Below are 26,063 nucleotides of genomic sequence, written 5' to 3' on the forward strand. Positions count from 1 at the left end.
ATGGCAAAAAAAATAGATGGAAAAGCACTAGCACAGAAAATACAAGGACAGCTAGCTGAAAAAGTTGTACAAATGAAGGCAGACTATGGCATTGTTCCAGGTTTGGTTGTAATATTAGTTGGGGATAATCCTGCCAGTCAAGTTTATGTCCGCAATAAAGAGCGCTCTGCCCTTGCTGCAGGCTTTAAAAGTAAAACGGTACGTTTGTCAGACAGCATTAGTGAAGAAGAATTACTTACTGTCATTGAGCAGTACAACAACGAACCAGATTTTCATGGGATTTTGTTACAGTTGCCTCTGCCAGCTCATATCAATGATAAACGGATTTTGATGGCCATTGATCCTAAAAAGGACGTAGATGGCTTTCACCCAATGAACACAGGCCACCTTTGGAATGGTCGTCCTCAGATGGTTCCCTGCACGCCAGCTGGTATCATGGAAATGTTACGCGAATACCACGTTGATCTTGAGGGTAAGCAGGCTGTCATTATTGGTCGCTCCAACATTGTTGGTAAGCCTATGGCACAATTGTTGCTTGATAAGAATGCTACTGTCACACTGACTCATTCCCGCACACGCAATTTGCCAGAAGTCGCCAAGCAGGCTGATATTCTTATCGTAGCAATTGGTCGGGGTCATTTTGTGACTAAAGATTTTGTTAAAGAAGGTGCAGTTGTTATTGATGTGGGGATGAATCGCGATGCCAATGGAAAACTAATTGGGGATGTTGATTTTGCTGATGTTGCTCCTATTGCTAGTCTTATCACTCCAGTGCCAGGTGGTGTCGGTCCAATGACCATTACCATGTTGCTAGAACAAACCTATCAAGCGGCCCTTAGAAGTGTGACGAAACATGATTATTGATGAAGACTTAGCAGCAAAAATTATCCAACCTCGTCCGCTGAACAGTCATAAAGGTACCTTTGGAAAAGTACTTCTTGTTGGGGGAAACTATCCTTACGGTGGAGCCATTATCATGGCAGCTCTGGCTTGTGTCAATAGCGGAGCGGGTTTGGTAACAGTTGCAACTCACCGAGATAATATCACCGCCTTGCACAGCCATCTACCTGAAGCTATGGCTTTTGACATGGCAGAAGAAAAACGATTAGCAAATCAAGTGGCAGCAGTAGATGTCATCTTGATTGGTCCAGGTCTATCCGAAGATGACCTAGCACAAAGGTCTTTTGATATCGTTTTTGGAAACATTAGTCCTCATCAGACCTTGATTATTGATGGCTCTGCCCTCAATCTCTTGGCGCGACAGGGGGTGCTCAAGTGGCCAACAGAAAAGCTAGTGTTGACACCTCATCAGAAAGAGTGGGAGAGGTTGTCTGCGCTTCCGATTGCTGAGCAATCAGTGGAAAAGACACAAACAGCACTAACTCATTTTCCTAAAGAAACAGTACTAGTGGCTAAATCGCATCAAACAAAGATTTTTCAAAATCAACGGATAGGCGAGTTAACTGTGGGTGGTCCTTATCAAGCAACTGGAGGTATGGGCGATACCTTGGCGGGAATGATAGCAGGGTTTCTGGCACAATTTCGAAATGATTTGTTTGAGACGGTAGCTGTGGCAACTTATCTGCATTCTGCCATCGCGGAAAGCTCGTCTCAAGAGCATTATGTAGTACTACCAACCAATATTAGCACGGATATTTCAAAATGGATGAAGCGATTGAGTGAGAGATAGAAGTGAAGACAGCTAAAAAGTAGTGAGTAATGAGTTTAAAAAAGTTGCACTTATTCTTGTAATTTGTTCTGACAAAAAAAGCTAACAAGGAGAAAAAATAATGTTTAGTCAACTGGTTGAAGAATTGTCACATTACGATGAAGTGGAGGCTATCGCTCTGGGTGGCTCAAGGGCAGGTCAACTCTTTGATGAACAATCAGATTATGATGTTTATGTTTATCTAACAGATCCTTTGGCTGTCGAAAAGCGCCGAAATGTGCTAGATAAGTATTGTTCCTATATGGAGTATGGCAATCAATTTTGGGAGTTGGAAGATGATGGTGTACTTAAAAACGGCATTGAGATTGAACTTATTTATCGCAATTTAGACGATTTTCGCCAGGAAGTAGAAGCGGTAGTCTTGAAGCATCAGGCTCATAATAGTTACACAACAGCGATGTGGTACAATTTGTTGCACAGCAAGATTATCTTTGATCGCATAGGGCGTTATGCGAAACTGCAAAAGGAGCTGACTCTGCCATTTCCTCAAAAACTGAAAGTTAATATCATCAATCGTCAGTTGCAACTGCTGGAAACTAGCTTACCAGCTTATCCTCGTCAAATTAAGAAAGCTCTAGAGCGTGGCGATTTTGTAGCGGTCAATCATAGGGTAGCTGAGTTCTTGGCATCTTACTTTGACTTGATTTTCGCTTTTAACGGGCAACCTCACCCTGGAGAGAAACGCATGCTGACTTATGCCAAGAAAACTTGCTTGCACTTGCCTCGAGATTTTGAAAGTAATCTTACCGACTTGTTTAACCACCTCTTCGATGAGAAGAATACAGCTATTGTAGAAAATCTAGTATCAGGTGTGTATGAACTGGTGGAAGGCACGCAATAATACTCTTCGAAAATCAAAATTATCCGTTGTCAACTTGCCTTGATGAACTCAAGTTCTATCGTCGGCTTCGTTTCCTAGGCTACTTTTGATTTTCATTGAGTATAAGTCATCAAAATATAAAAAATAAAATCCAGCTTCATTTTGCGGAAGCTGGATTTTACGTTTTCAACAAGCAATTTTATAAACAATATCAGCCATCTCTTCAGGACTTTCTTGACCGCCATCAGCTATCCAGCGAGAAATGATAGACTCAATAGAGGCGATATAGGAAGTTCTGGCATAGCGTGCAGGAATATGATAACGCTCTTCAACACTTTGATCGAAGTTGGGAATTTTATCCAGAACTGTAGTGATAAACTGTCTGATAGAACGTGGCAAATCAACGTAGGTAGAAGTGGAAAGGGCGGAGATAAATTCAAAGTCTTTGTTAATATAGAGGAGAGCTCCGAGTATAACTTCCTTAGACAGCACGCTTGTATCTTCTCCGATAATGCTGTATATGTCAGCAAAAGTCTCTTCTTTCATTTTTTCAATCATATCATACTTGTCGATATAATGTAGATAAAAGGTACCACGGTTGATACCAGCTTCTCTACAAATCATGGTTACTGAAATCTCTTCGAAATTTTTTATGTTAATCAGTCGTGTCAATGCCTGTTTGATATAGGACTTGGTTTCTGTCGTACGTTTTTGCTTCATTTTAATACCTTCCTTAAATCAACATATTGTTGATTTTTGACCATTGTTTTTTTAAAGTAAGTCTTTTATACTTAATATCAGGTTTAAAAATCAACACGTTGTTCATTTTGTGTTATAATTATTATAGTGAAAATTCATGAAATGTCAAGTCTTATTAAGTGAAGGAGATATTATGGCCTATATAGAAGTTAAACATTCCTCTAAGCGGTATCGCATGGGAGATACTATCATATCAGCAAATGAAGATGTCAATTTTGAGATTGAAAAGGGTGAGCTAGTTATTATCCTAGGTTCTTCGGGAGCTGGGAAATCAACCATGCTCAACATTCTAGGCGGCATGGATACCAACGATGAAGGGCAAGTCATCATTGATGGGACAGACATTGCCCGATTTAATTCACATCAGAGAACCAATTACAGACGCGATGATGTGGGATTTGTTTTCCAATTTTATAATCTGGTTGCCAATTTGACAGCCAAAGAAAATGTGGAGTTGGCTTCAGAAATTGTGAAAGATGCTATGGATCCCGTTGAGATTTTAAATCAGGTTGGATTGGCGAATCGGATTAATAATTTTCCAGCGCAACTTTCGGGTGGAGAACAACAACGGGTATCCATCGCACGTGCAGTAGCGAAAAAACCTAAAATCCTGCTCTGCGATGAACCTACAGGTGCCCTAGACTACAACACAGGAAAACAAGTTCTGCAAATCCTACAAGATATGTCTCGCAACCAAGGGGCAACGGTCATTATTGTGACTCACAACTCAGCTTTGGCACCTATCGCTGATCGCGTCATTCATATGCGGGATGCGACAGTTAAGTCTATCAAGGTCAATGATCATCCTCAAGATATTGCTACCTTAGAATACTAGGAGGTTGTCATGGCAAAAAGAACTTATTGGAAAGATATTAGGCTGTCATTTAGTCAGTCAAAGGGGCGATTTCTATCAATCTTCAGTTTGATGGCCATCGGTGCCATTGCTTTAGTTGGTTTGAAAGTAACTCCACCAAATATGGAACGGACGGCTCAGACCTACATTGACCGCTACAAAACCATGGATCTAACTGTCATGGGTAGCTATGGTTTGGATGAAGACGATGTTAAGGAGTTAAATACTCTTGACAATGCGACAGTGGAATATGGCTATTTATCTGATGTTACAATTAAGGGAAGTAATGATGCGATTCGGATTTTTTCGGAAAGTCAAAACAGTTCACGTTATAAGCTCATTTCGGGAGCAATACCTCAAAAAGCTAATGAGATTGCTTTGGAATCTAGCATGAAATCCGATTACAAGATTGGTGATAAGATTTCCTTTAAACAATCGGAAACTGGTATTTTGAAAAATACTAGTTTCACCGTTACGGGCTTCGTGGATTCATCTGAGATTTGGGATGAAAAGACCATGGGAACTTCAACAGCTGGTTACGGTCAATTAACGGGTTATGGGGTAACAACGGCTGATGCTTTTGATTCTGATGTTTATCTGATTGCACGGATTAGATATGATGATTTGAAAAATCTAGATTATTCCAGTGATGAGTACATGGAGAAACTCAATCAGCACAAGAAAGATTTGGATGATTTATTGGCAGACAATGGTAAGAAACGCTTGGCTCAGTTAAAGAAAGATGGTCAGGCAGATATTGACAAAGGCTATGTAGAAATTGAAAAAACTGAAAAATCACTTGCGGAAGCTGCTCAGAAAATAGCAGCAACTGAAAGTCAAATAGCCTCTGGTCAACTCCCAACTCAAGCTGCCAGTGCGGCTCTGGCTCAGTCCAAAGCAGATTACGAAAAACAAAAGTCTCAAGCAGAGAGCCAAATCGCTAGCTCAAAAAGCGATTTAGAAGCTGCACAAGAAAAATTGGATTCTCTGAAAACTCCCACCTACAATTCTTACACTCGTTCTAGTCTCCCTGGTGGAGAGGGCTACACCACTTATAGTGCGGCAACGGGAAGTATTTCCTCAGTTGGCAATATTTTTCCGGTTGTGCTTTACCTAGTAGCTGCTATGGTGACCTTGACAACCATGACTCGATTTGTTGATGAAGAACGTAATAAGGCGGGTATTTTTAAGGCATTAGGCTACACCAATCGACAAATTTTAGCTAAATTTGTCATTTATGGCTTAGTAGCTAGTATGCTTGGGACTGCAGTTGGGATTTTGGTAGGAAATGTCATTCTTTCTCCAGTGATTGGCAATATCATCTCAGGAACATCTGTCATTGGTGCTTCCCATCTCTATTTTTACCCTTCGTGGATGCTTTTGACCATCTTTCTGGGGCTTATCTCAGCTGTCCTACCAGCCTATTTGGTGGCACGAAAGGAACTGACGGAAGAACCAGCTCAATTGTTATTGGCAAAACCACCGGTTTCAGGCTCTAAGATACTTTTGGAGCGGTTGACCTTTATCTGGAAACGGCTTAGCTTTACTCATAAGGTAACGGCTCGCAATATTTTTCGTTACAAACAGCGCATGCTTATGACCATTTTTGGAGTGGCTGGATCAGTGGCTTTACTTTTTGCAGGACTGGGAATTCAATCGTCCATTTCTGGTATTGTGGATAGCCAATTTGGCGATATTTTAAAGTATGATATGATTGTGGTTGAAAATAGCGGTGCTAGCCAAGAGGATAAAAAAGCTGTAAATAATTTATTATCATCCAGTCAGGTTAGTGATAAATTAGCTATTCAATACCTGACTACCGATCAGAAAATTTCAGGAGTGGCAGAGAACCAAACAGTCTCTGTACTGGTTTCTGACAGTTCAGACCTTGCGAACTTTATCAAGCTAAAAAATCGTACTAGTGGTCAATCACTCAAACTAACTAATAGCGGTGCTGTTATTTCTGAAAAACTAGCCAAACTCTATAAAGTTCAAGTTGGCGACAACATTAAGATGACCCTAGATAGCAAAACGGTGAACGTTAACGTATCTGGTATTTCTGAAATGTATGCGGGACACTTTGTCTATATGACCGCAACTTATTACCAAGAATTAACTGGTCAAGCACAGGCTAAAAACAGTTATTTGGTAAGGCTAAAAAATGGCTCTAGCAAAGGAATCCGTAAAGTTGCAGCTAATTTTCTAGCACTAGCGGGAGTTGCTGGAGTTTCGCAAAACACCTCCTTGATTAAGCAAGTGGAGACTGTCTCTAGCTCCCTCAATTCAGTCATGTTGATTTTGATTGTCTTGTCAGTTTTATTAGCAGTAGTTATTCTTTATAATTTAACCAATATCAATGTTGCCGAGCGGATTCGTGAATTGTCGACAATTAAGGTGTTGGGCTTTCATAACAAAGAAGTGACCTTATATATCTACAGAGAAACCATTAGCCTGTCCATTATTGGGATTGTGCTGGGATTACTTGGTGGGTATGGGCTACACCAAGCTATTTTAAATATTATTGGCTCAGACAATATTATGTTTAATCCTTCGGTAGCTCTCTACGTTTATTTGGTTCCAATCTTTGCTATTGTGCTCATCTTAGCGATCCTTGGCTGGCTAGTCAATCATAATCTCAGAAAGGTTGATATGTTAGAAGCCTTGAAATCTGTGGAATAGAAAAAGGAAATGAAATGAATTGCACCCCAAAAGTTGGACAGAAAAAACTAACTTTTGAGGTGTTTTTGTATGAAATTAAGCCATGGAGATAAAGTAAAAATACATGAGATGTGAAAATCAGGCGTTACTCGGTCCCAAATTCATGATTAGTGTAGTGTAATCAATTCACTATTACCAATTAAAACGTTTAGGGCCAGTAGATAGGGAAACTACTCTCAAAAAAAGAAATCAAAGCGATTTTCAAGGAGTATAGGTGAGTTATGGCTATCGTAGAATTTGTTTAGAACTCCATAATCGTGGTTCACATATTAATCATAAAAAATCCAATGATAAATTGTACCCATGCGATATCTGTTTCATCGTAGTAGCGGTGGTTGTTGGTCAGTCGATGAGAGTGGATGAGTCCTTCTTTTTCATAATATCTAAGGGGATCTATGGAAAGTCCGCATTTTCTAGAGAATTCCCCGATAGCATAGTGTTTTTGCATAACTTCCTCCTTAATGATTGTTATTAGGTGCTAGCAAATACCTCTAACGTTCTGACAGATATTGGTCAATTTCGGCTGGCATTAATCTGCGAACTTGGGTGTCGGGAAAGTCGTGATAATCTGTCATGCAAAAAAGCGGAGCGGTACTGGTAGAGGCTTTTGTCTTATTCTTTTTTAAGTATCGGTTTAAGTCTTCTTGGGAAGGGAATATTTTATAAGACAGTCTTTTGTTTTCGCTTTTGATTTCATAAATGCCGCAGGCTTTCTTCATGCTATAGTCTGCTGTTCGCAAGTACAGCTTTGCGATTTCTAAGGATTTAAAAGGAAATTGCCAGCGCTGTAAGCTGCGCTGAGGGTCTTTGTCAATGCAGATACATCTGCCACAACTTCCACAAATGTATTGGAGATGATTTTTTAAGCAGGCCGCAGGGGTTAATAGTGGTGTTATTCGGTTTTTGTCCACATAGCATTCTTTACACATGGTTTTATCCTCCTAAGATATCTGTACCCTTAGTATAGCACGCTCAATTTCATTCTTCCAGTTGTTGATGCAGAAGGGAGCTTGAACCAAACTAGAGAAAAAAGGTAAATTATTGCAATAATCACCTATTTTTGTAACAATAGTAGCATCAAGTGATTTTAAGAAAGAAAAGTGGTATTTTTAACTTTAACTCACACTTTTTGGAGACAAGCAACCATGATAAAACACCTCAAAACCAAGCACTTGACTTACTGCCTGACGATAGCTATAGTCGCTTTTGTCTTGATATTACCACAACTCATATCTGGAAATATGGTTCTGGGGTCAGATGTCATTTTTCATTTTAATCGGTTTTACGATACGGCGGAACAAGTGCGGCATTTGAACTTTGATTATTTTATATCTCTGTATGGTTTTCAGCAGTCGGGACGGATTGTCAATGCTTTGTATGGTCCAGTGCTTTCTTATTGTCAGGGAGTGCTGGTCTTGGTGAGCAGGAATTGGTTCACTTATCAGCTGTTATCAAATTGGCTTTTGTATTGTCTGGCTGGTCTATCAATGTATATCTTTTTGATAAAGGCAAAGTTGAAAAAGCCTTATGCGCTGATAGGAAGTTTGGTTTATCTGTCCACCTATTCTATCCAGTATTGGATTATCAGACAGGGCTTTACCAGCTGGGGAGCGGCTTTCTTACCCCTAGCGCTGAGCATTCTCTTTCAATTGACAGAGACTAAGCAAGTTCCCAAGTGGCTGTTGGGTATTTACACAGCTATGATGGTTCAGACCCATATGTTGACCTCGCTTATCTTGGTGTTGATTTACCTTCCTTTCTTTGGCTATGCCTTTTTCCAAAATCGTCAAAAAGGTAAATTTATAAGAGATTTGGTTGTGGAGATACTAATCTTTATTTGCTTGACCTTAAATGTCTGGCTAGCTTATGTGACCGTCTTTGCTCGCAATCAGATGACTAGACCTTTCATTAATCATGAGATGAGTTATTCTACCATCAACCAGCACAGTTTTTATTGGCTCCTAAATCCTGTTATCCTTGCTCCCATTTTGGTTGTGATTTATCTTGTTTTTGTATGGAAATGGCGGTCAATGACGGCTGGTGACAGACTTTGGCTTGGGGTAATGACCCTTATGTTACTACTGTCGACCAGTCTTGTTCCTTGGGACTGGCTAATTAAGCAGAACAATTCGGTGGCAGAACTGGTGCAATTTCCTTTTCGTTTTTTTGTCCCTGTGTCTGTCATTGCCATTTACTTGATTTTGAAGATTTGCAGTCGGGTTCAAGGTCTACAACCTTATCTGAAAATTTTTCTCTCGCTTGGTCTGGTGATTAGCCTTGTGCAGTCTCTGTTTCTTTTGGTTAGTGCGACAGCACATTGGAATACTGAAACGAATTTCATGCCTTCACAGTACAAGGTGGTCTTTAACGCTGATATTGCTAGTGTTAAGCAGTCTTTTTACGATAGAGATAAGAAGAAAGCATTGGACTTGGTTGCCAAGGGAACACCTGATTACTTGCCCATTTATCCCAAGCGGTCAGGTGATAAGCAAAATCGTTACGACCTCTACCTGTCGAAAATTGTGGCAGCCAATAAAAAGTTTACAAAGACAGTTACTCATGGGGGACTGCAGGTTGAGTGGCTAGGAATGTCGAGCACTGAGATGGAAGTCCCTGTGGTAGTCTATAAGGATACGGTAGTCATTCACAATGGCAAAGAAATAGCACACAGGCAGCTGAATCTGAGTAGTATAGGAACCCCATCTGTTAAGCAAAAAGCCCATCAAACAAATACTCTCTTTATCTACTACAGGACTGGGCTGTTAGAAAAAGCGATGCTGGCAGGTACAGTCTTATCATGGCTAGTTGTTTTATACCATTTAGCCTATCGCCTCGGTCGCAAGCAACTGGTGACACAAATATTTAAGAAATAAAGTCAAAAAGAGAGCGAATTATATTAGTACACTTTGAAGAAGTGATAATGCAGGTTCTAAGCAAATAAACGAAGGAGGAAATTGATGTTACTCGTTGGTGTAAAAGAAGAAAAGGGGTGGCTCACATCTAAGTGGCAATTAACCTATCCAGTAGGCTGGCAGCGAATTTGTAAGGCGGCAAATTCAGCCTATGATTATTATGATAACCTAGAAATTTTAATTGATAATGTGAAGGTTGATTTGTCATCCAAAAACGACCTTCTAAAACTTGAAGAAGGAGGAGCGATGACCATCCGAGGTATGTCAAAAATTATCAGGGTTCCGCTGATGATTACATTTTTCAACCAATCAGATGTTGTCAATGTCTGGGTGGCCTGTGCCTCAGAAGAATTTAAAGAAGCTGACTATCAAATCTTTAATCGCTCTCTGGGACAATACCTCGACAGTATGGAATTAGCCATGTATATTAATGTCATAGAGTAAAGGTGAGATACTATGAATCTTGGATTTTCCTATGTCGGTCTAATGTTTCTTATCATGCTGACCATACCAAATCTAATTTGGACAAAGAATAAACCTAAAGATTATGACAGATATGTTGTTAGCGAAAATAAATTGCTTTTAGTCTTAGAGAGAATTGGGGAAGTTTCAGTATCCTGTCTCTCACTTATCTTTTCAGATTTTAACTTAAAACCTTGGTCAAAATGGTCTTGGTGGTTAGTGTTGGCTTTCGTTCTCATGATATTTTATGAGATGTTCTGGTTAAGGTATTTTAGAAGCAAGAAAACTCTGCAAGACTTTTACAGCAGTTTTTTTGGACTCCATGTTGCAGGTGCGACCCTTCCTGTTTTAGCATTCTTTCTTTTAGCTGTTTACGGAAAAAATCCCTTACTTGCCTGTGCTGTTACAATTCTCGGAATAGGACATGTTGGTATTCATTTAGAGAATAAAAGAAAATTAGGTTTTAGAGAGAATGACTGATATTAACTAGAGTGTCAATGTAGCGCTTTTTCGTATTTTATATCTACTAAGTTTACTATTTTTTGGTATAATTGTATGAGTATGCAAATGAGTACAGAAAGAAGGGTGTTTGCGTGTCCGATTATTTATCGGTTAGTTCTCTGACCAAGTATTTAAAATTAAAATTTGACCGTGACCCTTATTTGGAGCGGGTTTATCTGACGGGTCAGGTTTCGAATTTCCGTCGGCGTCCTAATCACCAATATTTCTCACTGAAGGATGAGAAGGCTGTGATTCAGGCTACTATGTGGTCTGGTATTTACAAAAAACTTGGTTTTGAGTTGGAAGAAGGCATGAAGATTAATGTTATCGGTCGTGTTCAACTTTATGAGCCAAGTGGTTCTTATTCCATTGTTATTGAAAAAGCCGAGCCAGATGGGATAGGAGCTTTGGCCGTTCAATTTGAACAGCTCAGGAAAAAGTTAACCGAAGCAGGTTATTTTGATGAGCGTCACAAGCAGCCACTCCCTCAGTTTGTAAAGAAAATTGGGGTTATTACTAGTCCAAGTGGTGCTGTTATCCGAGATATTATCACGACGGTCGGTCGTCGCTTCCCTGGAGTAGAAATCTTACTTTTTCCAACAAAAGTTCAGGGTCAAGGGAGTGCCGAAGAAGTAGCAACTAACATAAACAAGGCTAATCAGCGTGATGACCTAGACTTGCTCATTGTTGGCCGGGGTGGCGGTTCTATTGAAGACCTTTGGGCTTTCAATGAGGAAATTGTGGTGCAGGCCATTTTTGAAAGTCATCTGCCAGTGATTTCTTCTGTAGGTCATGAGACAGACACAACTTTGGCGGATTTCGTCAGTGATCGTAGAGCAGCCACCCCCACGGCAGCAGCAGAATTAGCAACGCCGATTACTAAGGCTGATATCATTTCGTGGATAGCAGAGCAGCAAAATAGAGCCTACCAAGCTGTGCTGAGAAGTCTTAAACTTAAACAAGAAAAGCTAAATAAACTTAGCCAATCTGTCATCTTTAGGCAACCAGAACGCCTTTACGATGGTTATGCACAGAAGCTAGATAATTTAACTGGTCAACTGATAGCTCATATGCGCCAATATTACACTAAGGCATTGCAAGATGAGCGCTTACTTAGCCAACGCTTATTAGCGGTGGATTTATTAAGGCAGATAGAACGTTATAAGGAACGTTTGGGTACGCATAAACGTCTTCTCTTGTCAAATATGACTAACCAGTATGATAGTAAGGTCGCTCGATTTGAGAAAGCACAAGATGCGCTGCTCTCGTTGGATACCAGCCGTATTGTAGCGCGTGGCTATGCTATGATCCAAAAAAATGATAAAGTGGTGGCTAGCACCGAGGATATAGAAAAGGGTGACTTGGTCAGCGTGCTCATGCGTGATGGTCGCTTAGAAGTTGAGGTTAAGGATGTCAAACAAGAAAACATTTGAAGAAAATTTACAGGAATTGGAAGCCATCGTGGCTAAGCTTGAAAACGGAGATGTAGCTTTGGAAGAAGCCATCATCGAATTTCAAAAAGGCATGGTGCTGTCAAAGGATTTGCAGGCTACTCTGAAAAATGCTGAAGAAACTTTGGTCAAGGTCATGCAGGCAGATGGATCTGAAAAGGAAATGGATGCTTAATGGATAAGTTAGCAGGAATTGATGACGCTGTTCACCGATATTATAGTCAAAAGGCCGTATCGGGAGATTTGATTGAAGCTATCTTATATTCGGTCAATGCGGGAGGTAAACGGCTTCGTCCGCTGGTACTTTTGGACTTATTGGAAGATATGGGTTTGGAGTTGACAGCAGCACATTTTGATGTAGCGGCAGCAGTAGAGATGATTCACACCGGAAGTCTCATTCACGATGATCTACCAGCAATGGATAATGATGATTACCGTAGAGGCCACCTAACCAATCATAAGAAATTTGGTGAAGCAACTGCCATCTTGGCTGGTGACTCTCTTTTTCTTGATCCTTTTGGTTTGCTGGCAGAGAGCGATTTGCCTGTAACTATCAAGGTTGAACTGTTGCGTGAGCTGTCTTATGCAGCAGGGAGTTATGGTATGGTTGGTGGTCAGATGCTTGATATGAAGGGTGAAGAGCAGCAGCTGGCTATCTCTGAACTTCAGCTCATTCATGCTAACAAGACGGGTAAGCTACTGGCTTTTCCATTTGTAGCGGCAGGGATAATAGCAGAGCTGGGGTCGGCTGATGTGGCTGATTTGCGGACAGCAGGGGAGCTAGTTGGTTTAGCCTTTCAGGTGCGTGATGATATTTTGGATGTGACTGCAACTTTTGAGGAAATTGGCAAGACACCGCAAAAAGATTTGGATGCGGAGAAATCAACCTACCCAAGTCTGTTTGGTTTGGATAAATCGCATCAGATTTTGGATGACTCATTGGATCAAGCGTTAGCTATTTTCCGAAAACTGAAGAATAATCGAGGGTTTAATTCCGAAAAGACAGAAGAAATGATAGAAGGGTTGCGACTGCATGGCTAAAGAGCGAGTGGACGTATTAGCTTATAAACAAGGACTTTTTGAGACGCGTGAGCAGGCTAAACGAGGTGTCATGGCGGGGCTAGTGGTTAATGTTATTAACGGTGAACGTTACGATAAACCGGGTGAAAAAATCGCTGATGATACCGAACTGAAACTTAAAGGTGAAAAACTCAAATACGTCAGTCGCGGCGGTCTAAAACTTGAAAAGGCCTTGCAAGTTTTTGAACTTTCAGTGGATGGAGCAACTACCATTGATATTGGAGCCTCCACTGGTGGTTTTACAGATGTCATGTTGCAAAATGGATCTAAACTAGTTTACGCAGTAGATGTCGGTACCAACCAACTGGTCTGGAAATTACGTCAAGACACACGCGTGCGCTCTATGGAGCAGTACAATTTCCGCTATGCTGAATTGGCGGATTTCACAGAAGGACAGCCTACCTTTGCCAGTATTGATGTCAGTTTCATCTCGCTAAACTTGATCTTGCCCGCGTTAGCCAGAATATTAGCTAATGGCGGTCAGGTTGTTGCATTAATCAAACCGCAGTTTGAAGCGGGGCGTGAGCAGATTGGTAAAAATGGTATTATCAAAGATAAGATAGTCCATGAAAATGTTTTAAAAATGGTGACGACTTTTGCTATAGATTACGGATTTACAGTTAAAGGGCTTGATTTTTCACCAATTCAAGGCGGACATGGAAATATTGAATTTCTAGCGCATTTAGAGAAATCAGCTACGCCGGAGAACCTAGTTTTCTCACAAATTCACGATATTACAGAAAAAGCACATAGGGAGTTTGCAAAAAATGAAGAAGAGTGAACGTTTATCTCTTATCAGAAAATTAGTATTGGAAAGGGAAATAGCTACTCAGCATGAATTATTAAAATTGCTGGAGTTAGAAGGACTTCATTTGACACAAGCCACTATTTCTCGTGACATGAATGAGATTGGCATCGTTAAAGTACCGTCTCTTTCAGGGAAATATGTTTACGGTATCAAAGAAGAACCTAAGACAGTTATTCGTCCGCAGAGACCTATAAGAAGCACTATTTTAGCGATTTCTGATCCTGTTGTCGGGTTAGAAAATATGATTCATTTGGACGTTGTTCCAGGAAATTCACGTTTGATTAAGAAATTTATCCTAGAAGATTTTAAAGATGATGTTTTCAGTGTTATAGCTGATGATGACAGTATTTTGATTGTTTTGAAGTCAGCTGAGTCTGCTCAAGCTGTCCGTGAAAAAGTTGTCCAATGGATGGATGCACAGTTTTAAAACAAGAGGTAGCCGATGCTTTTAGAAATTTCCATTAAAAATTTTGCTATTATCGAGGAAATTTCCCTCACTTTTGATAATGGTATGACTGTTCTAACTGGGGAGACTGGTGCAGGAAAATCTATCATCATTGACGCCATGAACATGATGTTAGGCGCGCGTTCTAGTGTGGAAGTTATCCGTCATGGAACTCCAAAAGCCGAGATTGAAGGCTTCTTTTCTGTTGAAAAAAATGCTGCGCTGGCTCATATTTTAGAAGAGAATGGTATTGAATTTACTGATGAGTTGATTATTCGACGAGAGATTCTTCAAAATGGCCGTAGTGTTAGTCGAATTAATGGTCAAATGGTGAATTTATCAACCTTGCGCGCTGTTGGACAATATTTGGTTGATATTCACGGTCAACACGATCAGGAAGAACTCATGCGACCAAATCTTCACATTGCCATGTTAGATGAATTTGGTCAGGATGATTTCTGGACAAGTAAGAAACGTTATCAAGAAATTTTTGACAATTACCGTAAACTCCGAAAACGCGTTTTGGACAAACAGAAAAATGAACGTGAACATAAGGCACGCATTGAAATGCTGGAGTTTCAGATTGCAGAAATTGAAGCAGCAGCACTCAAAAATGACGAGGATAACCAACTTAATAAGCAACGCGATAAACTACTTAACCATAAGAATATCGCTGATACGCTTACTAATGCCTATGTTATGCTAGATAACGAGGACTTTTCAAGTCTTTCCAACATACGTTCAGCAATGAATGATTTGTTGACTTTGGAAGAATTTGATCCAGACTACAAAGAGATGTCAACCAGTCTTTCTGAAGCTTATTATGTTTTGGAAGAGGTTACCAAGCATCTTGGCGACGTCATTGAGGACCTTGATTTTGATGCTGGTTTACTTCAGCAAATCGAATCCCGCTTAGATGTTATTAATAGCATTACGCGTAAGTATGGAGGTAGTGTAGATGATGTTTTGGATTATTTTGACAATATAACCAAGGAATATAACCTTTTGACTGGGAACAATGAATCATCAGATGACATGGAAAAGGAGCTCAAACGCTTAGAGAAAGAATTAGTGGATGCGGCAGCGAAACTCAGCCAAAAGCGTCACGAACTGGCTAATGCATTGGAGGCTGAAATTAAACAAGAGTTGGCTGAACTTTACATGGAAAAAGCAGATTTTCAAGTTCAATTTACCAAGGGAAAATTTAACAGGGATGGCAATGAACTCGTAGAGTTTTATATCTCAACTAATCCAGGCGAGGGTTTTAAACCTCTAGTCAAAGTTGCTTCAGGAGGTGAATTGTCACGTCTCATGTTGGCTATTAAATCCGCCTTTTCTCGAAAGGAAGATAAGACAAGTATCGTATTTGATGAGGTGGATACCGGTGTATCAGGTCGCGTTGCACAGGCTATTGCCCAAAAAATCTATAAAATTGGCAAGCACGGTCAAGTTTTAGCCATTTCGCATTTACCACAAGTGATTGCTATTGCGGATTATCAATTTTTCATTGAAAAGAGAAGCAATGAAAACTCAACTGTTTCAACTGTGCGTCTTTTGAACAATGAAGAACGCGTTGAAGAAATTGCTAAGATGCTAGCAGGAGCAGATGTGACAGTAACAGCACGTCAACAGGCTAGAGAACTGTTGCTTGGGCTAAAAAACACTGACTGATATAAACGTGTGGCTCGTCAAATAATATTTTCATAAAGATTACCGAATGGTTATTGGAAACAAGAAATCTCAAATCGGAACTTATTCTTAATGGTTGTAAAAACATGAATTATCTAAAAAAACTCATTAAACGTTATCAATTTAATCCTAAAAAATTTAAACTAGGAATGAGAACTTTAAAAACGGGTCTAGCTGTCTTTATTGTCCTTCTATTATTTCACTTTTTTGGTTGGGAAGGGACTCAAATCGGAACTTTAACGGCTGTATTTAGCCTACGCGAAGATTTTGATAAAAGTGTTCACTTTGGAGTATCACGTGTTGTCGGCAATAGCGTAGGAGGCTTGCTATCCCTTCTGTTTTTCTTGCTAGATCAAGCCTTTCACCATCAATTTTGGGTAACGCTTATCTTTGTCCCTGTTTGTACCATGTTGGGGATAATGATCAATGTTGCGATTGATAATAAAGCGGGTATTATTGGAGGAACCTCCGCGCTATTGATTATTACCTTGTCCATTCCAGCAAACGAGACCATTGTTTATGTCTTTGCTCGAGTCTTTGAAACATTCTGTGGCGTTTTTGTTGCCACTTTAGTTAATGCTGATGTTGATAAGATAAGAGAAAAAATTAAAAGCAAGTCAAAGTAATGATTTGCTTTTTTTACGTTTTATGTTAGAATTTCTAACATAAAACTTGACAGTTAAAAAATTTCATTTTATAATAAAAAAGTGAAAGGAGTCAGTCATGAAAGAAAAAGAACTCAGACGTTCGATGGCGGTATTTCCCATTGGTACAGTAATGAAATTGACAGATCTGACAGCACGTCAAATCCGTTATTATGAAGATCAAGGCTTAATTACGCCAGAACGCACTTCAGGTAACCGTCGCATGTATTCATTGAATGACATGGATCGTTTGCTTGAAATTAAGGATTTTTTGGACGAAGGGCTTAATATTGCGGCTATTAAGCGTGAGTACGCTGATCGTAGAGATAAGGCACTGAAAAAACAGAAGACCTTGACGGATGCTGATGTTCGACGTATCTTACAAGATGAACTCCGCAATCAAGGGCGTTTTGCCAGCCCATCACAATTTGGCAATTGGCGTGTTTAACACATTCACATATTGTTTTTGGTAGAAAGAAAAAAGGAGACCTAATTCCAATGGCTATTACAGCTGCTGACATCCGTCGTGAAGTTAAAGAAAAAAATGTGACTTTCCTCCGCTTAATGTTCACAGATATTTTAGGTGTGATGAAAAACGTTGAAATCCCTGCAACCGATGAACAAGTTGAAAAAGTTTTGTCGAACAAGGCAATGTTTGATGGCTCATCTATTGAAGGGTTTGTTCGTATCAACGAGTCTGACATGTACTTGTATCCAGATTTGGACACTTGGACAGTTTTTCCTTGGGGAGACGAAAATGGGGCTGTTGCTGGTTTGATTTGTGATATTTATACCTCTACTGGAGAGCCATTTGCAGGTGATCCGCGTGGTAACTTGAAAAAAGCTTTGCGCCACATGGAAGAATCTGGTTTTAAATCTTTCAATCTTGGTCCTGAACCAGAATTTTTCTTGTTCAAGATGGATGAATTGGGGAATCCAACTCTCGAAGTAAATGATCACGGTGGTTATTTTGACCTTGCACCAACTGACCTTGCAGATAATACTCGTCGTGAGATTGTCAATGTTTTGACACAAATGGGCTTTGAAGTTGAAGCTAGCCATCATGAAGTTGCAGTAGGTCAACATGAAATTGATTTCAAATATGCAGATGCTTTGAAAGCATGTGATAACATCCAAATTTTCAAACTTGTTGTAAAAACAATTGCGCGTAAACATGGTCTTCACGCAACTTTCATGGCGAAACCTAAATTTGGAATCGCGGGTTCAGGTATGCATTGTAATATGTCACTATTCACCGAAGAAGGAAATGCTTTCTATGATCCAAAAGATCCACGAGGTATGCAACTTTCTGAAAATGCCTACTATTTCCTTGGTGGGTTGATGAAACATGCTTACAGTTACACAGCAATTATGAATCCAACGGTCAATTCATATAAACGTCTTGTTCCTGGTTATGAAGCACCTGTCTATATTGCTTGGGCAGGCAGCAACCGATCACCACTTATTCGTGTACCTGCCTCTCGTGGAATGGGAACACGTTTGGAACTCCGCTCTGTTGACCCTACAGCTAATCCTTATCTTGCCTTGGCTGTATTACTTGAATCTGGACTTGATGGCATTGAAAATAAAATAGAAGCTCCAGCACCTGTGGAAACAAACATCTACATGATGTCTCCTGCAGAGCGTAAGGCCTCAGGTATTATTGATCTTCCGTCAACATTGCATAATGCCCTAAAAGCCCTTGAAGAAGATGAGGTTGTTAAAGCTGCGCTTGGTAGTCATATTACAACAAACTTTATTGAAGCTAAACGAATTGAGTGGGCAAGTTATGCGACTTTCGTCTCACAATGGGAAGTTGAAAACTACCTTAATCTATACTAAGAGAAGAAGTGCGCTTGAGCATTAGTTCATTTTGAAGGTAATTTCAAAAATACGCTATTATATTATGGTTTAGGTCTGGGACTATTCTTGTGTTTCAGACCTTTTTTGACGCCCTCATAGTAAATGAAAAATGAAATCATACTAGGCGCTAATACTCAATGAAAATCAAAAGTAGCCTAGGAAACGAAGCCGACGATAGAACTTGAGTTCATCAAGGCAAGTTGACAACGGATAATTTTGATTTTCGAAGAGTATAAATTGTAGAAAATAATGTCATATACCACTTTGCTCTTAAATATAGTCAATTAGTTTATCTTTTATTACTTCGACGTAGGAGGAAACTCCGTTTCCTTATTTCCAACTTCAAACAATCCACTGGATTGTTTGAACTCACTTTGCCGTACTTTACGAAAGTGACTTGCTTCGCATGTCTTATTTCCAACGTAGAACAGCCTAGAGGCTGTTCTAGCAACCTGCAGCTCGTTGCCTTGTACTAAAAGCAAACTAAAAGACTATAATACCATATTGATGAAGGCCGACTAAAAGTAGAAGAATGACATTTTAAAAAATAGTAATCAAATGTTCACCGTAAAGCTTACGTTACTTTTATCAATTTTTGACGAATTTATCACCTAGTTCTCAAAAATTTGGTATAATAACATATAGTGTAGTGATACCAGACTGTCATTATGAGCTAGTATAGTTGTTTAGTTTGCTTTTATTATTTCTCTTTGCTGTATTCAGTACTAAAAGTAAACTGAATAATCACCCTATCAGCTGTTTTGTTCAAGTCTGTTATTTCGCGATGAATTACAAAATGAATGAAAATAGGAAAAGACATGAGTAAGATAAAAATTGTAACAGATTCCTCATTGACAATTGAACCTGAATTGGTTGAAAAGTATAACATCACTGTTGTTCCTTTAACAGTAATGATTGATGGGGTTCTTTATTCGGATAATGATTTGAAAGAGGAAGGCAAATTCCTCAACATGATGCGCAACAGCAAGGGGTTGCCCAAAACGAGTCAACCTCCTGTAGGTGTGTTTGCTGAGGTTTATGAAAATTTGGTAAAAGAAGGTGCCGAACATATTGTGTCTATTCACATCACGCATACTTTATCTGGAACAGTAGAAGCTGCGCGACAAGGCGCTGTGATTGCGGGTGCTCCAGTGACGATTGTTGACTCTACTTTTACAGATCAATGTCAGAAATTTCAAGTCGTTCAGGCTGCAAAATTGGCTCAAGAAGGAGGAAGTCTGGAAGAAGTTTTGGCACGCATTGAAGAAGTTCGTGAAAAATCTGAATTGTTTATTGGTGTTTCTACCCTTGAAAATTTGGTTAAAGGTGGACGTATCGGTCGTGTTACAGGACTATTGAGTACACTTCTTAATATTCGTGTCGTTATGGAGTTGAAAGATCATGTTCTAAATCCTGTGATGAAGGGACGTGGAGCGAAAACTTTCAACAAGTGGCTAGATACTTTTATCGAACATGCTAAGGGCAAGAAAGTGGCTGAAATCGGTATTTCTTACTGTGGTACGATTGATATGGCTAATAGTTTTAAGGAAAAATTGGCTGTGCTAGGTGCACCGATTGCTGTTCTTGAAACAGGCTCAATCATTCAAACTCATACTGGTGAAGATGCTTTTGCGGTAATGGTTCGTTATGAGTAAAAAGAGTATTTTATCAGGGCTTGTCTTTTTTGTAACAAGCCTTTTGCTGTCAGTTTTACTATTAAATGTTATTATTCCAAAATCAGATTCTAAATTAACTAAAAAAGATTTCCTAGCTAATAAGGCAACTAAATTAAATTATGTGGCTATCGGCGATTCATTGACAGAAGGTGTCGGTGATACAACAGGGCAGGGTGGTTTTATTCCCTTACTTACTCAAAGTTTAATCGAAAGCTATAATTATGATGTAAGTTACAGTAATTATGGCGTCTCCGGCAATACAAGTAATCAAATTCTCAAACGAATGAAAACCCAAGAGGATATTCAGAAAGATCTGAAAAAGGCGGATTTGATGACCTTAACTGTCGGCGGAAATGATGTTATGGCTGTTATTCGAAAGCATTTGACAACGTTAAAGGTTTCAACATTTACCAAACCTGCAACTCAATATCAGGGGCGCCTGCGACAGATTATTACTTTAGTCCGTAAGGATAATCCCGATTTGCCTATTTACGTTTTAGGAATTTACAACCCTTTTTATCTTAATTTTCCAGAGATGACAGAAATGCAGGAGATTATTGACAACTGGAATAACTCAACTCAAGCAGTCACTAAAGAATATAACAATGTGTATTTTGTTCCTATAAATGATCTGCTTTATAAGGGGATTGATGGTGAAGAAGGGATTGTCCAAACTTCTGGAGAACAAACGACGGTACTGAACGATGCCCTGTTTTCGGGAGATCACTTTCACCCTAATAACATTGGATATCAGATTATGGCAAATGCAGTGATGGAGGAAATCAGTGAAACAAAGGATAATTGGGAAGAAAATTAATATTTGGAAATGGCTATGTTTGTTGATTTTGGCAATCAATCTAGCATTTGTCGGTGTTGTGGCGAGTCGAATCATTCAGATTCGAGAACCTGAGGCGGAAAATATTGCTACTAAGACAAAAGGGGGAATTAAGATTGGGACCTTTAGCACAACCAAAGAGCAATTAAATAAGACCGTGGTTTCCTATCTAGAAGATTACCAAAAGAAAGGAATGACTTATAAATTATATGCGACTTCAAGTCAGATTCTTTTTGAAGGCACCTACACCCTACTTGGTTACGAAGTCCCACTCTATGTTTATTTTCAACCTAGCCGTCTGGAAAATGGTGCAGTACAATTAAAGGTAACGTCTTTTTCTGTTGGTACCCTCCCTTTACCAGAGGAGCAGGTTCTTAAGTATATTAAATCTAGTTATGATTTGCCGAAATTTGTCAAAATTCAACCTAACCAGTCAACTATTACTATAAATGTTCAAAATTTAGATAATGAAGAAGGGATTTATCTGAAAGCACAAACGATAAATCTTGTCAATGATGATATTAGCTTTGATATCTATAAGAAAAGCGAGTAAAAAGGCGTTAAATACTTGACCTACAACGACTTTTTCGGTATGATAATACATGTTAAAGCGTAATGCTTAAAAAATATTGGAGGATTTGTTAAATGGCTAACAAACAAGATTTGATTGCAAAGGTTGCAGAAGCAACTGAATTGACTAAGAAAGACTCAGCAGCAGCTGTTGATGCTGTATTTGCAGCAATTGAAGGTTTCCTTGCTGAAGGCGATAAAGTACAATTGATCGGTTTTGGTAACTTTGAAGTTCGTGAACGTGCTGCTCGTAAAGGTCGTAACCCACAAACTGGTGCTGAAATCGAAATTGCGGCGTCTAAAGTTCCAGCATTTAAAGCTGGTAAAGCTCTTAAAGACGCTGTAAAATAATTAACACTGAGGCCTATCAGTCGACGTTTATATTGACTGGTAGGTCTATTTTTTTGGATAAATTGTAAAATATTTTCTATTTAAGTGAGGAGGCTACCTTGCCCTTATTCTTTTAAAAAGCTATAATAATAAGGAGATTAAGAAGGTGAGGAATTATTTATTATGCTAAAAATAATCGTTATTATCTTAGCGATTTTTTCACTAATCAAAATTATAGCCATTATTTTTGTGAGTCGTAAGTTAGCCCCTCAAGAGATGACGGCTGCTGAGAAAAAAGCATTCGATGAAGAAGCAGGGAAATCTTTTCTGGATGACGAAGATGATAACGACTTTTAATAAAATTTATCAATAAAACAAAAACACTTTTGATGAAGACACCCTTTATCAGCGTAATGCCGCTGGTTAAGGATAACTTGTCAAAAGTGTTTTTATTTTGAGTAAGGGATAGCAACTTTTAGTTCATATAGTGTAATTTTCCACGGAAATCTTCTAAGCTTTGGTAGCCTTTTTCAATCATAATGGCTTTTAGCTCATTGGTAATGCGTTCAAAAATAGAAGGACCTTCTTGGTGAAGAGCAGTTCCGATTTGCACCATGCTAGCACCGCAAAGGATGTGTTCAAATGCATCTCGGCCTGATTTGATACCGCCCGTACCAATGATTTGAATAGACGGATTGAGACGTTGGTAAAATGCGTGAACATTAGCCAGAGCTGTAGGTTTGACGTAATCACCACCGATACCACCAAAACCATTTTTAGGTTTGATAACAACAGTTTCATCCTCAATGACTAATCCATTGCCGATGGAGTTAATGCAGTTGACAAAAACGAGAGGGTATTTATTGAAAACAGCGGCTGCCTGATCAAAATGCACAATATCAAAATAAGGCGGCAATTTAACACCAAGAGGCTTAGTGAAATAGCTAAAAACTTCCGATAGAATACTTTCCGTTGTTTCAAAATCGTAAGCAATTTGAGGTTTACCTGGAACATTTGGGCAAGAGAGGTTGAGCTCGACCAATCCTTGATATTCAGAGGCTTGTACAGCTTTAAGTATGATGTGTGTTTCTTCAGGAGAAAGTCCAACTAAGGAAAGAAAATGATTTTTACTTTGAGGTTGGTCCTGCAATTCAATCACATAGTCCAAATAATACTGAAAACCAAGGTTTGGCAGCCCCATAGAATTAATTGATCCAAGTGCTGTGTCAGAATATCGTGGTTCGGGGTTTCCTTGGCGTTCTTCTAAGGTTCCAGTTTTGGTCACAAAGGAACCGGCAGCAGAAGCCTCGATTTCAGCAAGTTCCTGACGAGTCATGCAGTAAACACCGGCAGCGTTCATGAGGCAATTGTCAAAAGCAAAATTTCCGATAGTTGTTGCAGTAGATGGCATAATATTCCCCTATTTTTAATAATTTACTCTATTTTACTATTAAAAAAAGCCGAAAGCAAGTATTTCCCCGAACAATGACATTGTCCTCCTAATATAATCCGTTAAATGATATAAAAGTTGTAAATTATTTTATATTGATGTATAATACAAACGAAGAACAATTGAACAAATATTCAATCGTTTAAATATATTGTTTTATGGGAGAATAGCAAATGGAGAACAAGAGACTATTAGAAGTGGATTTATTAAATGCTGTTTCAAATTTTTTTAAGGCTCTGGGAAATGATACCAGAAGTCAAATTTTGTGGTGTTTGAGTCAAGGAGAACTTCGATCGAGCGAACTTGCTGAAGTTTTAGAAATGACTCCATCAGCAATTTCCCATCAACTTACCTTACTAAAGCATCTTAATATCGTTTCATCTCGTCGTGAAGGAAAAAATCAGGTTTATTCATTAGCGGATGAGCATATCAACCGTATTTTGACCTCGGTAGTTGAACATTATCAGGAGGATTAGACATGGCAAATAAGGATAAAAACCGACTTATTGGCATTATTTCGGCAACCTTGCTTCTACTTTTAGTTTATGTTTTTAGTAAGATAGCTGATTTATCATTGACTTTGCAAGCCCTGCTCTATTTACTACCATATTTATTAGTTGGTCATGATGTACTGGTTAAAGCGGTTAAGAAAATGAGTAAAGGCAAGGTTTTTAGTGAACATTTTCTTATGTCTTTGGCTACACTTGGTGCTTTTGCATTGAGTTTTATGACAGGTAAGCCAGAGTTTGCAGAGGCTGTTTTTGTCATGATTTTCTATCAAGTCGGTGAACTTTTTGAGCATATTGCAGAAGGGAGCAGTGAAAAATCTATTTCAGAGCTGCTAAGTTTACGACCTGATACTGTTCAGTTGGAAAGTGATGGAGGTCTAGTTACTGTATCGCCACAAGAACTTCAAAAAGATCAGATTATTCTAATTAAATCTGGTGAAAAGGTAGCTGTAGACGGTATCATTGTTGAAGGAAAATCGCAAATTGACACAGCAGCTTTGACAGGAGAAAGCTTGCCACGTACGGTTGGGGTAGGTGACGAGGTGCTATCGGGCACTGTCAATATGACTGGGCTTATTCGAGTCAAAGTAATGCGAACTTTAGAGGAATCAACCTTATCCAAAATTCTAGATTTAATGGAGAACTCTGCGGCGAATAAGTCTACAAATGAAGCGTTAGTGACTCGTTTTGCATCAGTTTATACGCCCACTGTGGTGATTTTAGCAGTACTCATTGCCTTTTTGCCGCCAATTTTTTCAAATAACTTTATCAGCACTTTTCCAGATTGGCTAGGCAGAGGATTAACATTTCTTGTCATTTCATGTCCCTGTGCACTTGTCATTTCAATTCCGATGAGTTTCTTTGGTGGTCTCGGAGCTAGTTCAAAAGCAGGTGTTTTGGTTAAGGGATCTCATTATTTAGAAAATCTAGCAAAGCTTGACACACTTGTTTTTGACAAAACAGGAACATTGACGGAGGGTGTTTTTACAGTTACCGCCCTGCACCCTGAGAAAATTAAGGAAGAAAGACTCTTACACTTAGCTAGTCACGTAGAACGTTTTTCTAGCCATCCGATTGCCCAATCGTTGCGAGCTGTTTATCAAAAAGAAGAGGACGATTGCTTGATTTCCGAGGTTGTTGAAACTGCAGGTCAAGGGATTAGCGCGAGAGTGAACAAGCAGACGGTTGCTGTCGGAAACACAAAATACATGGATGACCTCGGTGTAAAATGGAAAGAGTGTCATCAAATTGGAACGATTGTTCATGTGGCCATTGATGGTGTCTATGCAGGACATATTGTTATTTCTGATCGTATCAAGCCTGATACAAAAAAAGCGCTAGGAGAGTTACGCAAGTTAGGAATAAGACAATTGGTTATGCTGACGGGAGATCATGAAACAGTTGCCAAAGTTGTAGCTGATGAATTGAAATTAACTGACTACAAGGCGAACTTATTACCGGCTGATAAAGTTTTAGAGTTAGAACAACGCCTTGAACAAAGAAAAGCAAAGAAAACAGTGGGCTTTGTAGGCGATGGGATCAATGATGCTCCTGTTTTGGCCAGAGCAGACGTTGGTATTGCCATGGGTGGACTTGGTAGTGACGCTGCGATAGAGGCAGCAGACGTTGTTGTTATGAATGATCAATTAAGCAAAATAGCACAAGCAATTATGATAGCCAGAAAAACCATCAGAATTGCTCATGAAAATGCAATCTTTTCAATTATTGTGAAAATTTTAGTTTTACTTTTAGCAGCAGGAGGAGTGGCTAATATGTGGATGGCTATTTTTGCAGATGTCGGGGTGACCGTTCTAGTTGTGATTAATGCATTGAGAACTTTGAAATTCAATCGTGAGAGTTAAAAAATCTCCTCAAGAGCTGGGTTGACTAGCATGTCTGAATGTCCTATAATCATTGTTGTTAAAATAATAATCATTCCCCACCTTCCCCGGAGTGTGG

General features: G+C 39.3%; 28 protein-coding genes. 24 read left to right on the forward strand and 4 right to left on the reverse strand.

Translation table 11 applies throughout. The features are described from left to right. From ABZ559_RS05755 to ABZ559_RS05765, 3 genes are all read left to right on the forward strand, one after another. Positions 1–864: a bifunctional methylenetetrahydrofolate dehydrogenase/methenyltetrahydrofolate cyclohydrolase gene (locus tag ABZ559_RS05755; RefSeq protein WP_367007508.1), complete on the forward strand. Its 864-nt coding sequence runs from the start codon at positions 1–3 to the stop codon at positions 862–864. Then, positions 854–1,690 carry an NAD(P)H-hydrate dehydratase gene (locus ABZ559_RS05760; RefSeq protein ID WP_018376520.1) on the forward strand — a complete coding sequence of 279 codons (837 nt, stop codon included), beginning with the start codon at positions 854–856 and terminating at the stop codon, positions 1,688–1,690. Before ABZ559_RS05755 ends, ABZ559_RS05760 begins: the two co-directional genes overlap by 11 nt. 100 nt (positions 1,691–1,790) lie before the next feature. Beyond that, complete coding sequence (locus ABZ559_RS05765; protein ID WP_273414566.1) at positions 1,791–2,570, forward strand: DUF4037 domain-containing protein; 780 nt, start codon at positions 1,791–1,793, stop codon at positions 2,568–2,570. 165 nt (positions 2,571–2,735) lie between these two features. On the opposite strand, the gene ABZ559_RS05770 is transcribed toward ABZ559_RS05765, so the two are convergent. Beyond that, positions 2,736–3,269 (reverse strand): TetR family transcriptional regulator, encoded by a 534-nt coding sequence (locus ABZ559_RS05770; RefSeq protein ID WP_273414565.1) that lies wholly within the window; start codon positions 3,267–3,269, stop codon positions 2,736–2,738. Between the two features lie 172 nt (positions 3,270–3,441). On the opposite strand from ABZ559_RS05770, the gene ABZ559_RS05775 reads away from it, so the two are divergent. Together ABZ559_RS05775 and ABZ559_RS05780 are read left to right on the forward strand one after the other, a co-directional pair. Then, a complete protein-coding gene (locus ABZ559_RS05775) occupies positions 3,442–4,143 on the forward strand; it encodes an ABC transporter ATP-binding protein (protein WP_018376517.1) in 702 nt (233 codons plus the stop codon). 9 nt (positions 4,144–4,152) lie between these two features. Beyond that, entirely contained in the window at positions 4,153–6,840 is a 2,688-nt protein-coding gene (locus ABZ559_RS05780) for an FtsX-like permease family protein (RefSeq protein WP_367007509.1), read from the forward strand. Between the two features lie 301 nt (positions 6,841–7,141). Here the strand turns inward: ABZ559_RS05780 and ABZ559_RS05785 are convergent, their stop codons facing one another. Beyond that, a complete protein-coding gene (locus ABZ559_RS05785) occupies positions 7,142–7,327 on the reverse strand; it encodes a MerR family transcriptional regulator (RefSeq protein ID WP_367007510.1) in 186 nt (61 codons plus the stop codon). 43 nt (positions 7,328–7,370) lie between these two features. Further along, positions 7,371–7,808, reverse strand: coding sequence for a hypothetical protein (locus ABZ559_RS05790; RefSeq protein WP_367007511.1), 438 nt, complete (start codon positions 7,806–7,808; stop codon positions 7,371–7,373). Positions 7,809–8,024: 216 nt separating this feature from the next. Between ABZ559_RS05790 and ABZ559_RS05795 the strand changes: the two genes are divergently transcribed. The 17 genes from ABZ559_RS05795 (at position 8,025) to ABZ559_RS05875 (ending at position 22,502) form a co-directional block, all read left to right on the forward strand. Then, positions 8,025–9,752 (forward strand): hypothetical protein, encoded by a 1,728-nt coding sequence (locus tag ABZ559_RS05795; protein ID WP_273414560.1) that lies wholly within the window; start codon positions 8,025–8,027, stop codon positions 9,750–9,752. An 84-nt stretch (positions 9,753–9,836) separates the two neighbouring features. Next, complete coding sequence (locus tag ABZ559_RS05800; protein WP_367007512.1) at positions 9,837–10,235, forward strand: hypothetical protein; 399 nt, start codon at positions 9,837–9,839, stop codon at positions 10,233–10,235. Positions 10,236–10,247: 12 nt separating this feature from the next. After that, entirely contained in the window at positions 10,248–10,733 is a 486-nt protein-coding gene (locus ABZ559_RS05805; RefSeq protein WP_273414558.1) for a hypothetical protein, read from the forward strand. Positions 10,734–10,846: 113 nt separating this feature from the next. Beyond that, entirely contained in the window at positions 10,847–12,187 is a 1,341-nt protein-coding gene (gene xseA / locus ABZ559_RS05810) for an exodeoxyribonuclease VII large subunit (RefSeq protein ID WP_367007513.1), read from the forward strand. Beyond that, a complete protein-coding gene (locus ABZ559_RS05815; RefSeq protein ID WP_018376507.1) occupies positions 12,165–12,380 on the forward strand; it encodes an exodeoxyribonuclease VII small subunit in 216 nt (71 codons plus the stop codon). The genes xseA and ABZ559_RS05815 overlap by 23 nt, the downstream gene beginning before the upstream one ends. Continuing rightward, entirely contained in the window at positions 12,380–13,246 is an 867-nt protein-coding gene (locus ABZ559_RS05820) for a polyprenyl synthetase family protein (RefSeq protein ID WP_367007514.1), read from the forward strand. Before ABZ559_RS05815 ends, ABZ559_RS05820 begins: the two co-directional genes overlap by 1 nt. Further along, complete coding sequence (locus tag ABZ559_RS05825) at positions 13,239–14,066, forward strand: TlyA family RNA methyltransferase (RefSeq protein ID WP_367007515.1); 828 nt, start codon at positions 13,239–13,241, stop codon at positions 14,064–14,066. The genes ABZ559_RS05820 and ABZ559_RS05825 overlap by 8 nt, the downstream gene beginning before the upstream one ends. Next, positions 14,053–14,520, forward strand: coding sequence for an ArgR family transcriptional regulator (locus ABZ559_RS05830; protein WP_273414554.1), 468 nt, complete (start codon positions 14,053–14,055; stop codon positions 14,518–14,520). The genes ABZ559_RS05825 and ABZ559_RS05830 overlap by 14 nt, the downstream gene beginning before the upstream one ends. A 15-nt stretch (positions 14,521–14,535) precedes the next feature. Then, positions 14,536–16,209 carry a DNA repair protein RecN gene (gene recN, locus ABZ559_RS05835; RefSeq protein ID WP_367007516.1) on the forward strand — a complete coding sequence of 558 codons (1,674 nt, stop codon included), beginning with the start codon at positions 14,536–14,538 and terminating at the stop codon, positions 16,207–16,209. Between the two features lie 104 nt (positions 16,210–16,313). After that, a complete protein-coding gene (locus ABZ559_RS05840) occupies positions 16,314–16,853 on the forward strand; it encodes an aromatic acid exporter family protein (protein ID WP_018376502.1) in 540 nt (179 codons plus the stop codon). A 97-nt stretch (positions 16,854–16,950) separates the two neighbouring features. Beyond that, entirely contained in the window at positions 16,951–17,319 is a 369-nt protein-coding gene (locus ABZ559_RS05845) for a MerR family transcriptional regulator (RefSeq protein ID WP_018376501.1), read from the forward strand. A gap of 50 nt (positions 17,320–17,369) precedes the next feature. Continuing rightward, positions 17,370–18,713, forward strand: a complete 1,344-nt coding sequence (gene glnA, locus ABZ559_RS05850) for a type I glutamate--ammonia ligase (protein ID WP_018376500.1) — start codon at positions 17,370–17,372, stop codon at positions 18,711–18,713. 839 nt (positions 18,714–19,552) lie between these two features. Further along, a complete protein-coding gene (locus tag ABZ559_RS05855; protein ID WP_273414551.1) occupies positions 19,553–20,389 on the forward strand; it encodes a DegV family protein in 837 nt (278 codons plus the stop codon). Beyond that, a complete protein-coding gene (locus ABZ559_RS05860) occupies positions 20,382–21,227 on the forward strand; it encodes an SGNH/GDSL hydrolase family protein (RefSeq protein ID WP_367007517.1) in 846 nt (281 codons plus the stop codon). The genes ABZ559_RS05855 and ABZ559_RS05860 overlap by 8 nt, the downstream gene beginning before the upstream one ends. Continuing rightward, positions 21,196–21,798, forward strand: coding sequence for a DUF2140 family protein (locus ABZ559_RS05865; protein ID WP_367007518.1), 603 nt, complete (start codon positions 21,196–21,198; stop codon positions 21,796–21,798). Before ABZ559_RS05860 ends, ABZ559_RS05865 begins: the two co-directional genes overlap by 32 nt. Positions 21,799–21,890: 92 nt before the next feature. Continuing rightward, positions 21,891–22,166: an HU family DNA-binding protein gene (locus ABZ559_RS05870; protein WP_018376496.1), complete on the forward strand. Its 276-nt coding sequence runs from the start codon at positions 21,891–21,893 to the stop codon at positions 22,164–22,166. Positions 22,167–22,328: 162 nt separating this feature from the next. Next, positions 22,329–22,502, forward strand: coding sequence for a hypothetical protein (locus ABZ559_RS05875; RefSeq protein WP_367007519.1), 174 nt, complete (start codon positions 22,329–22,331; stop codon positions 22,500–22,502). A gap of 118 nt (positions 22,503–22,620) precedes the next feature. On the opposite strand, the gene ABZ559_RS05880 is transcribed toward ABZ559_RS05875, so the two are convergent. Next, complete coding sequence (locus ABZ559_RS05880; RefSeq protein ID WP_367007520.1) at positions 22,621–23,556, reverse strand: dihydroorotate oxidase; 936 nt, start codon at positions 23,554–23,556, stop codon at positions 22,621–22,623. Between the two features lie 212 nt (positions 23,557–23,768). Between ABZ559_RS05880 and ABZ559_RS05885 the strand changes: the two genes are divergently transcribed. Beyond that, complete coding sequence (locus ABZ559_RS05885) at positions 23,769–24,071, forward strand: metalloregulator ArsR/SmtB family transcription factor (RefSeq protein WP_003089281.1); 303 nt, start codon at positions 23,769–23,771, stop codon at positions 24,069–24,071. A 2-nt stretch (positions 24,072–24,073) separates the two neighbouring features. Next, positions 24,074–25,966 (forward strand): heavy metal translocating P-type ATPase, encoded by a 1,893-nt coding sequence (locus tag ABZ559_RS05890; protein WP_367007521.1) that lies wholly within the window; start codon positions 24,074–24,076, stop codon positions 25,964–25,966. The last annotated feature ends 97 nt before the right edge of the window (positions 25,967–26,063 follow it).

The sequence above is a fragment of the Streptococcus sp. ZY19097 genome (assembly GCF_040731245.1).
Classification (GTDB): Bacteria; Bacillota; Bacilli; order Lactobacillales; family Streptococcaceae; genus Streptococcus; species Streptococcus orisratti.

Excerpts from the sequence above, each read along its gene's own strand:
- ABZ559_RS05755 (WP_367007508.1), top strand. The coding sequence starts at position 1 with ATGGCAAAAAAAATAGATGGAAAAGCACTAGCACAGAAAATACAAGGA.
- ABZ559_RS05760 (WP_018376520.1), top strand. The coding sequence starts at position 854 with ATGATTATTGATGAAGACTTAGCAGCAAAAATTATCCAACCTCGTCCG.
- ABZ559_RS05765 (WP_273414566.1), top strand. The coding sequence starts at position 1,791 with ATGTTTAGTCAACTGGTTGAAGAATTGTCACATTACGATGAAGTGGAG.
- ABZ559_RS05770 (WP_273414565.1), bottom strand. The coding sequence starts at position 3,269 with ATGAAGCAAAAACGTACGACAGAAACCAAGTCCTATATCAAACAGGCA.
- ABZ559_RS05775 (WP_018376517.1), top strand. The coding sequence starts at position 3,442 with ATGGCCTATATAGAAGTTAAACATTCCTCTAAGCGGTATCGCATGGGA.
- ABZ559_RS05780 (WP_367007509.1), top strand. The coding sequence starts at position 4,153 with ATGGCAAAAAGAACTTATTGGAAAGATATTAGGCTGTCATTTAGTCAG.
- ABZ559_RS05785 (WP_367007510.1), bottom strand. The coding sequence starts at position 7,327 with ATGCAAAAACACTATGCTATCGGGGAATTCTCTAGAAAATGCGGACTT.
- ABZ559_RS05790 (WP_367007511.1), bottom strand. The coding sequence starts at position 7,808 with ATGTGTAAAGAATGCTATGTGGACAAAAACCGAATAACACCACTATTA.
- ABZ559_RS05795 (WP_273414560.1), top strand. The coding sequence starts at position 8,025 with ATGATAAAACACCTCAAAACCAAGCACTTGACTTACTGCCTGACGATA.
- ABZ559_RS05800 (WP_367007512.1), top strand. The coding sequence starts at position 9,837 with ATGTTACTCGTTGGTGTAAAAGAAGAAAAGGGGTGGCTCACATCTAAG.
- ABZ559_RS05805 (WP_273414558.1), top strand. The coding sequence starts at position 10,248 with ATGAATCTTGGATTTTCCTATGTCGGTCTAATGTTTCTTATCATGCTG.
- ABZ559_RS05815 (WP_018376507.1), top strand. The coding sequence starts at position 12,165 with ATGTCAAACAAGAAAACATTTGAAGAAAATTTACAGGAATTGGAAGCC.
- ABZ559_RS05820 (WP_367007514.1), top strand. The coding sequence starts at position 12,380 with ATGGATAAGTTAGCAGGAATTGATGACGCTGTTCACCGATATTATAGT.
- ABZ559_RS05825 (WP_367007515.1), top strand. The coding sequence starts at position 13,239 with ATGGCTAAAGAGCGAGTGGACGTATTAGCTTATAAACAAGGACTTTTT.
- ABZ559_RS05830 (WP_273414554.1), top strand. The coding sequence starts at position 14,053 with ATGAAGAAGAGTGAACGTTTATCTCTTATCAGAAAATTAGTATTGGAA.
- recN (WP_367007516.1), top strand. The coding sequence starts at position 14,536 with ATGCTTTTAGAAATTTCCATTAAAAATTTTGCTATTATCGAGGAAATT.
- ABZ559_RS05840 (WP_018376502.1), top strand. The coding sequence starts at position 16,314 with ATGAATTATCTAAAAAAACTCATTAAACGTTATCAATTTAATCCTAAA.
- ABZ559_RS05845 (WP_018376501.1), top strand. The coding sequence starts at position 16,951 with ATGAAAGAAAAAGAACTCAGACGTTCGATGGCGGTATTTCCCATTGGT.
- glnA (WP_018376500.1), top strand. The coding sequence starts at position 17,370 with ATGGCTATTACAGCTGCTGACATCCGTCGTGAAGTTAAAGAAAAAAAT.
- ABZ559_RS05855 (WP_273414551.1), top strand. The coding sequence starts at position 19,553 with ATGAGTAAGATAAAAATTGTAACAGATTCCTCATTGACAATTGAACCT.
- ABZ559_RS05860 (WP_367007517.1), top strand. The coding sequence starts at position 20,382 with ATGAGTAAAAAGAGTATTTTATCAGGGCTTGTCTTTTTTGTAACAAGC.
- ABZ559_RS05870 (WP_018376496.1), top strand. The coding sequence starts at position 21,891 with ATGGCTAACAAACAAGATTTGATTGCAAAGGTTGCAGAAGCAACTGAA.
- ABZ559_RS05875 (WP_367007519.1), top strand. The coding sequence starts at position 22,329 with ATGCTAAAAATAATCGTTATTATCTTAGCGATTTTTTCACTAATCAAA.
- ABZ559_RS05880 (WP_367007520.1), bottom strand. The coding sequence starts at position 23,556 with ATGCCATCTACTGCAACAACTATCGGAAATTTTGCTTTTGACAATTGC.
- ABZ559_RS05885 (WP_003089281.1), top strand. The coding sequence starts at position 23,769 with ATGGAGAACAAGAGACTATTAGAAGTGGATTTATTAAATGCTGTTTCA.
- ABZ559_RS05890 (WP_367007521.1), top strand. The coding sequence starts at position 24,074 with ATGGCAAATAAGGATAAAAACCGACTTATTGGCATTATTTCGGCAACC.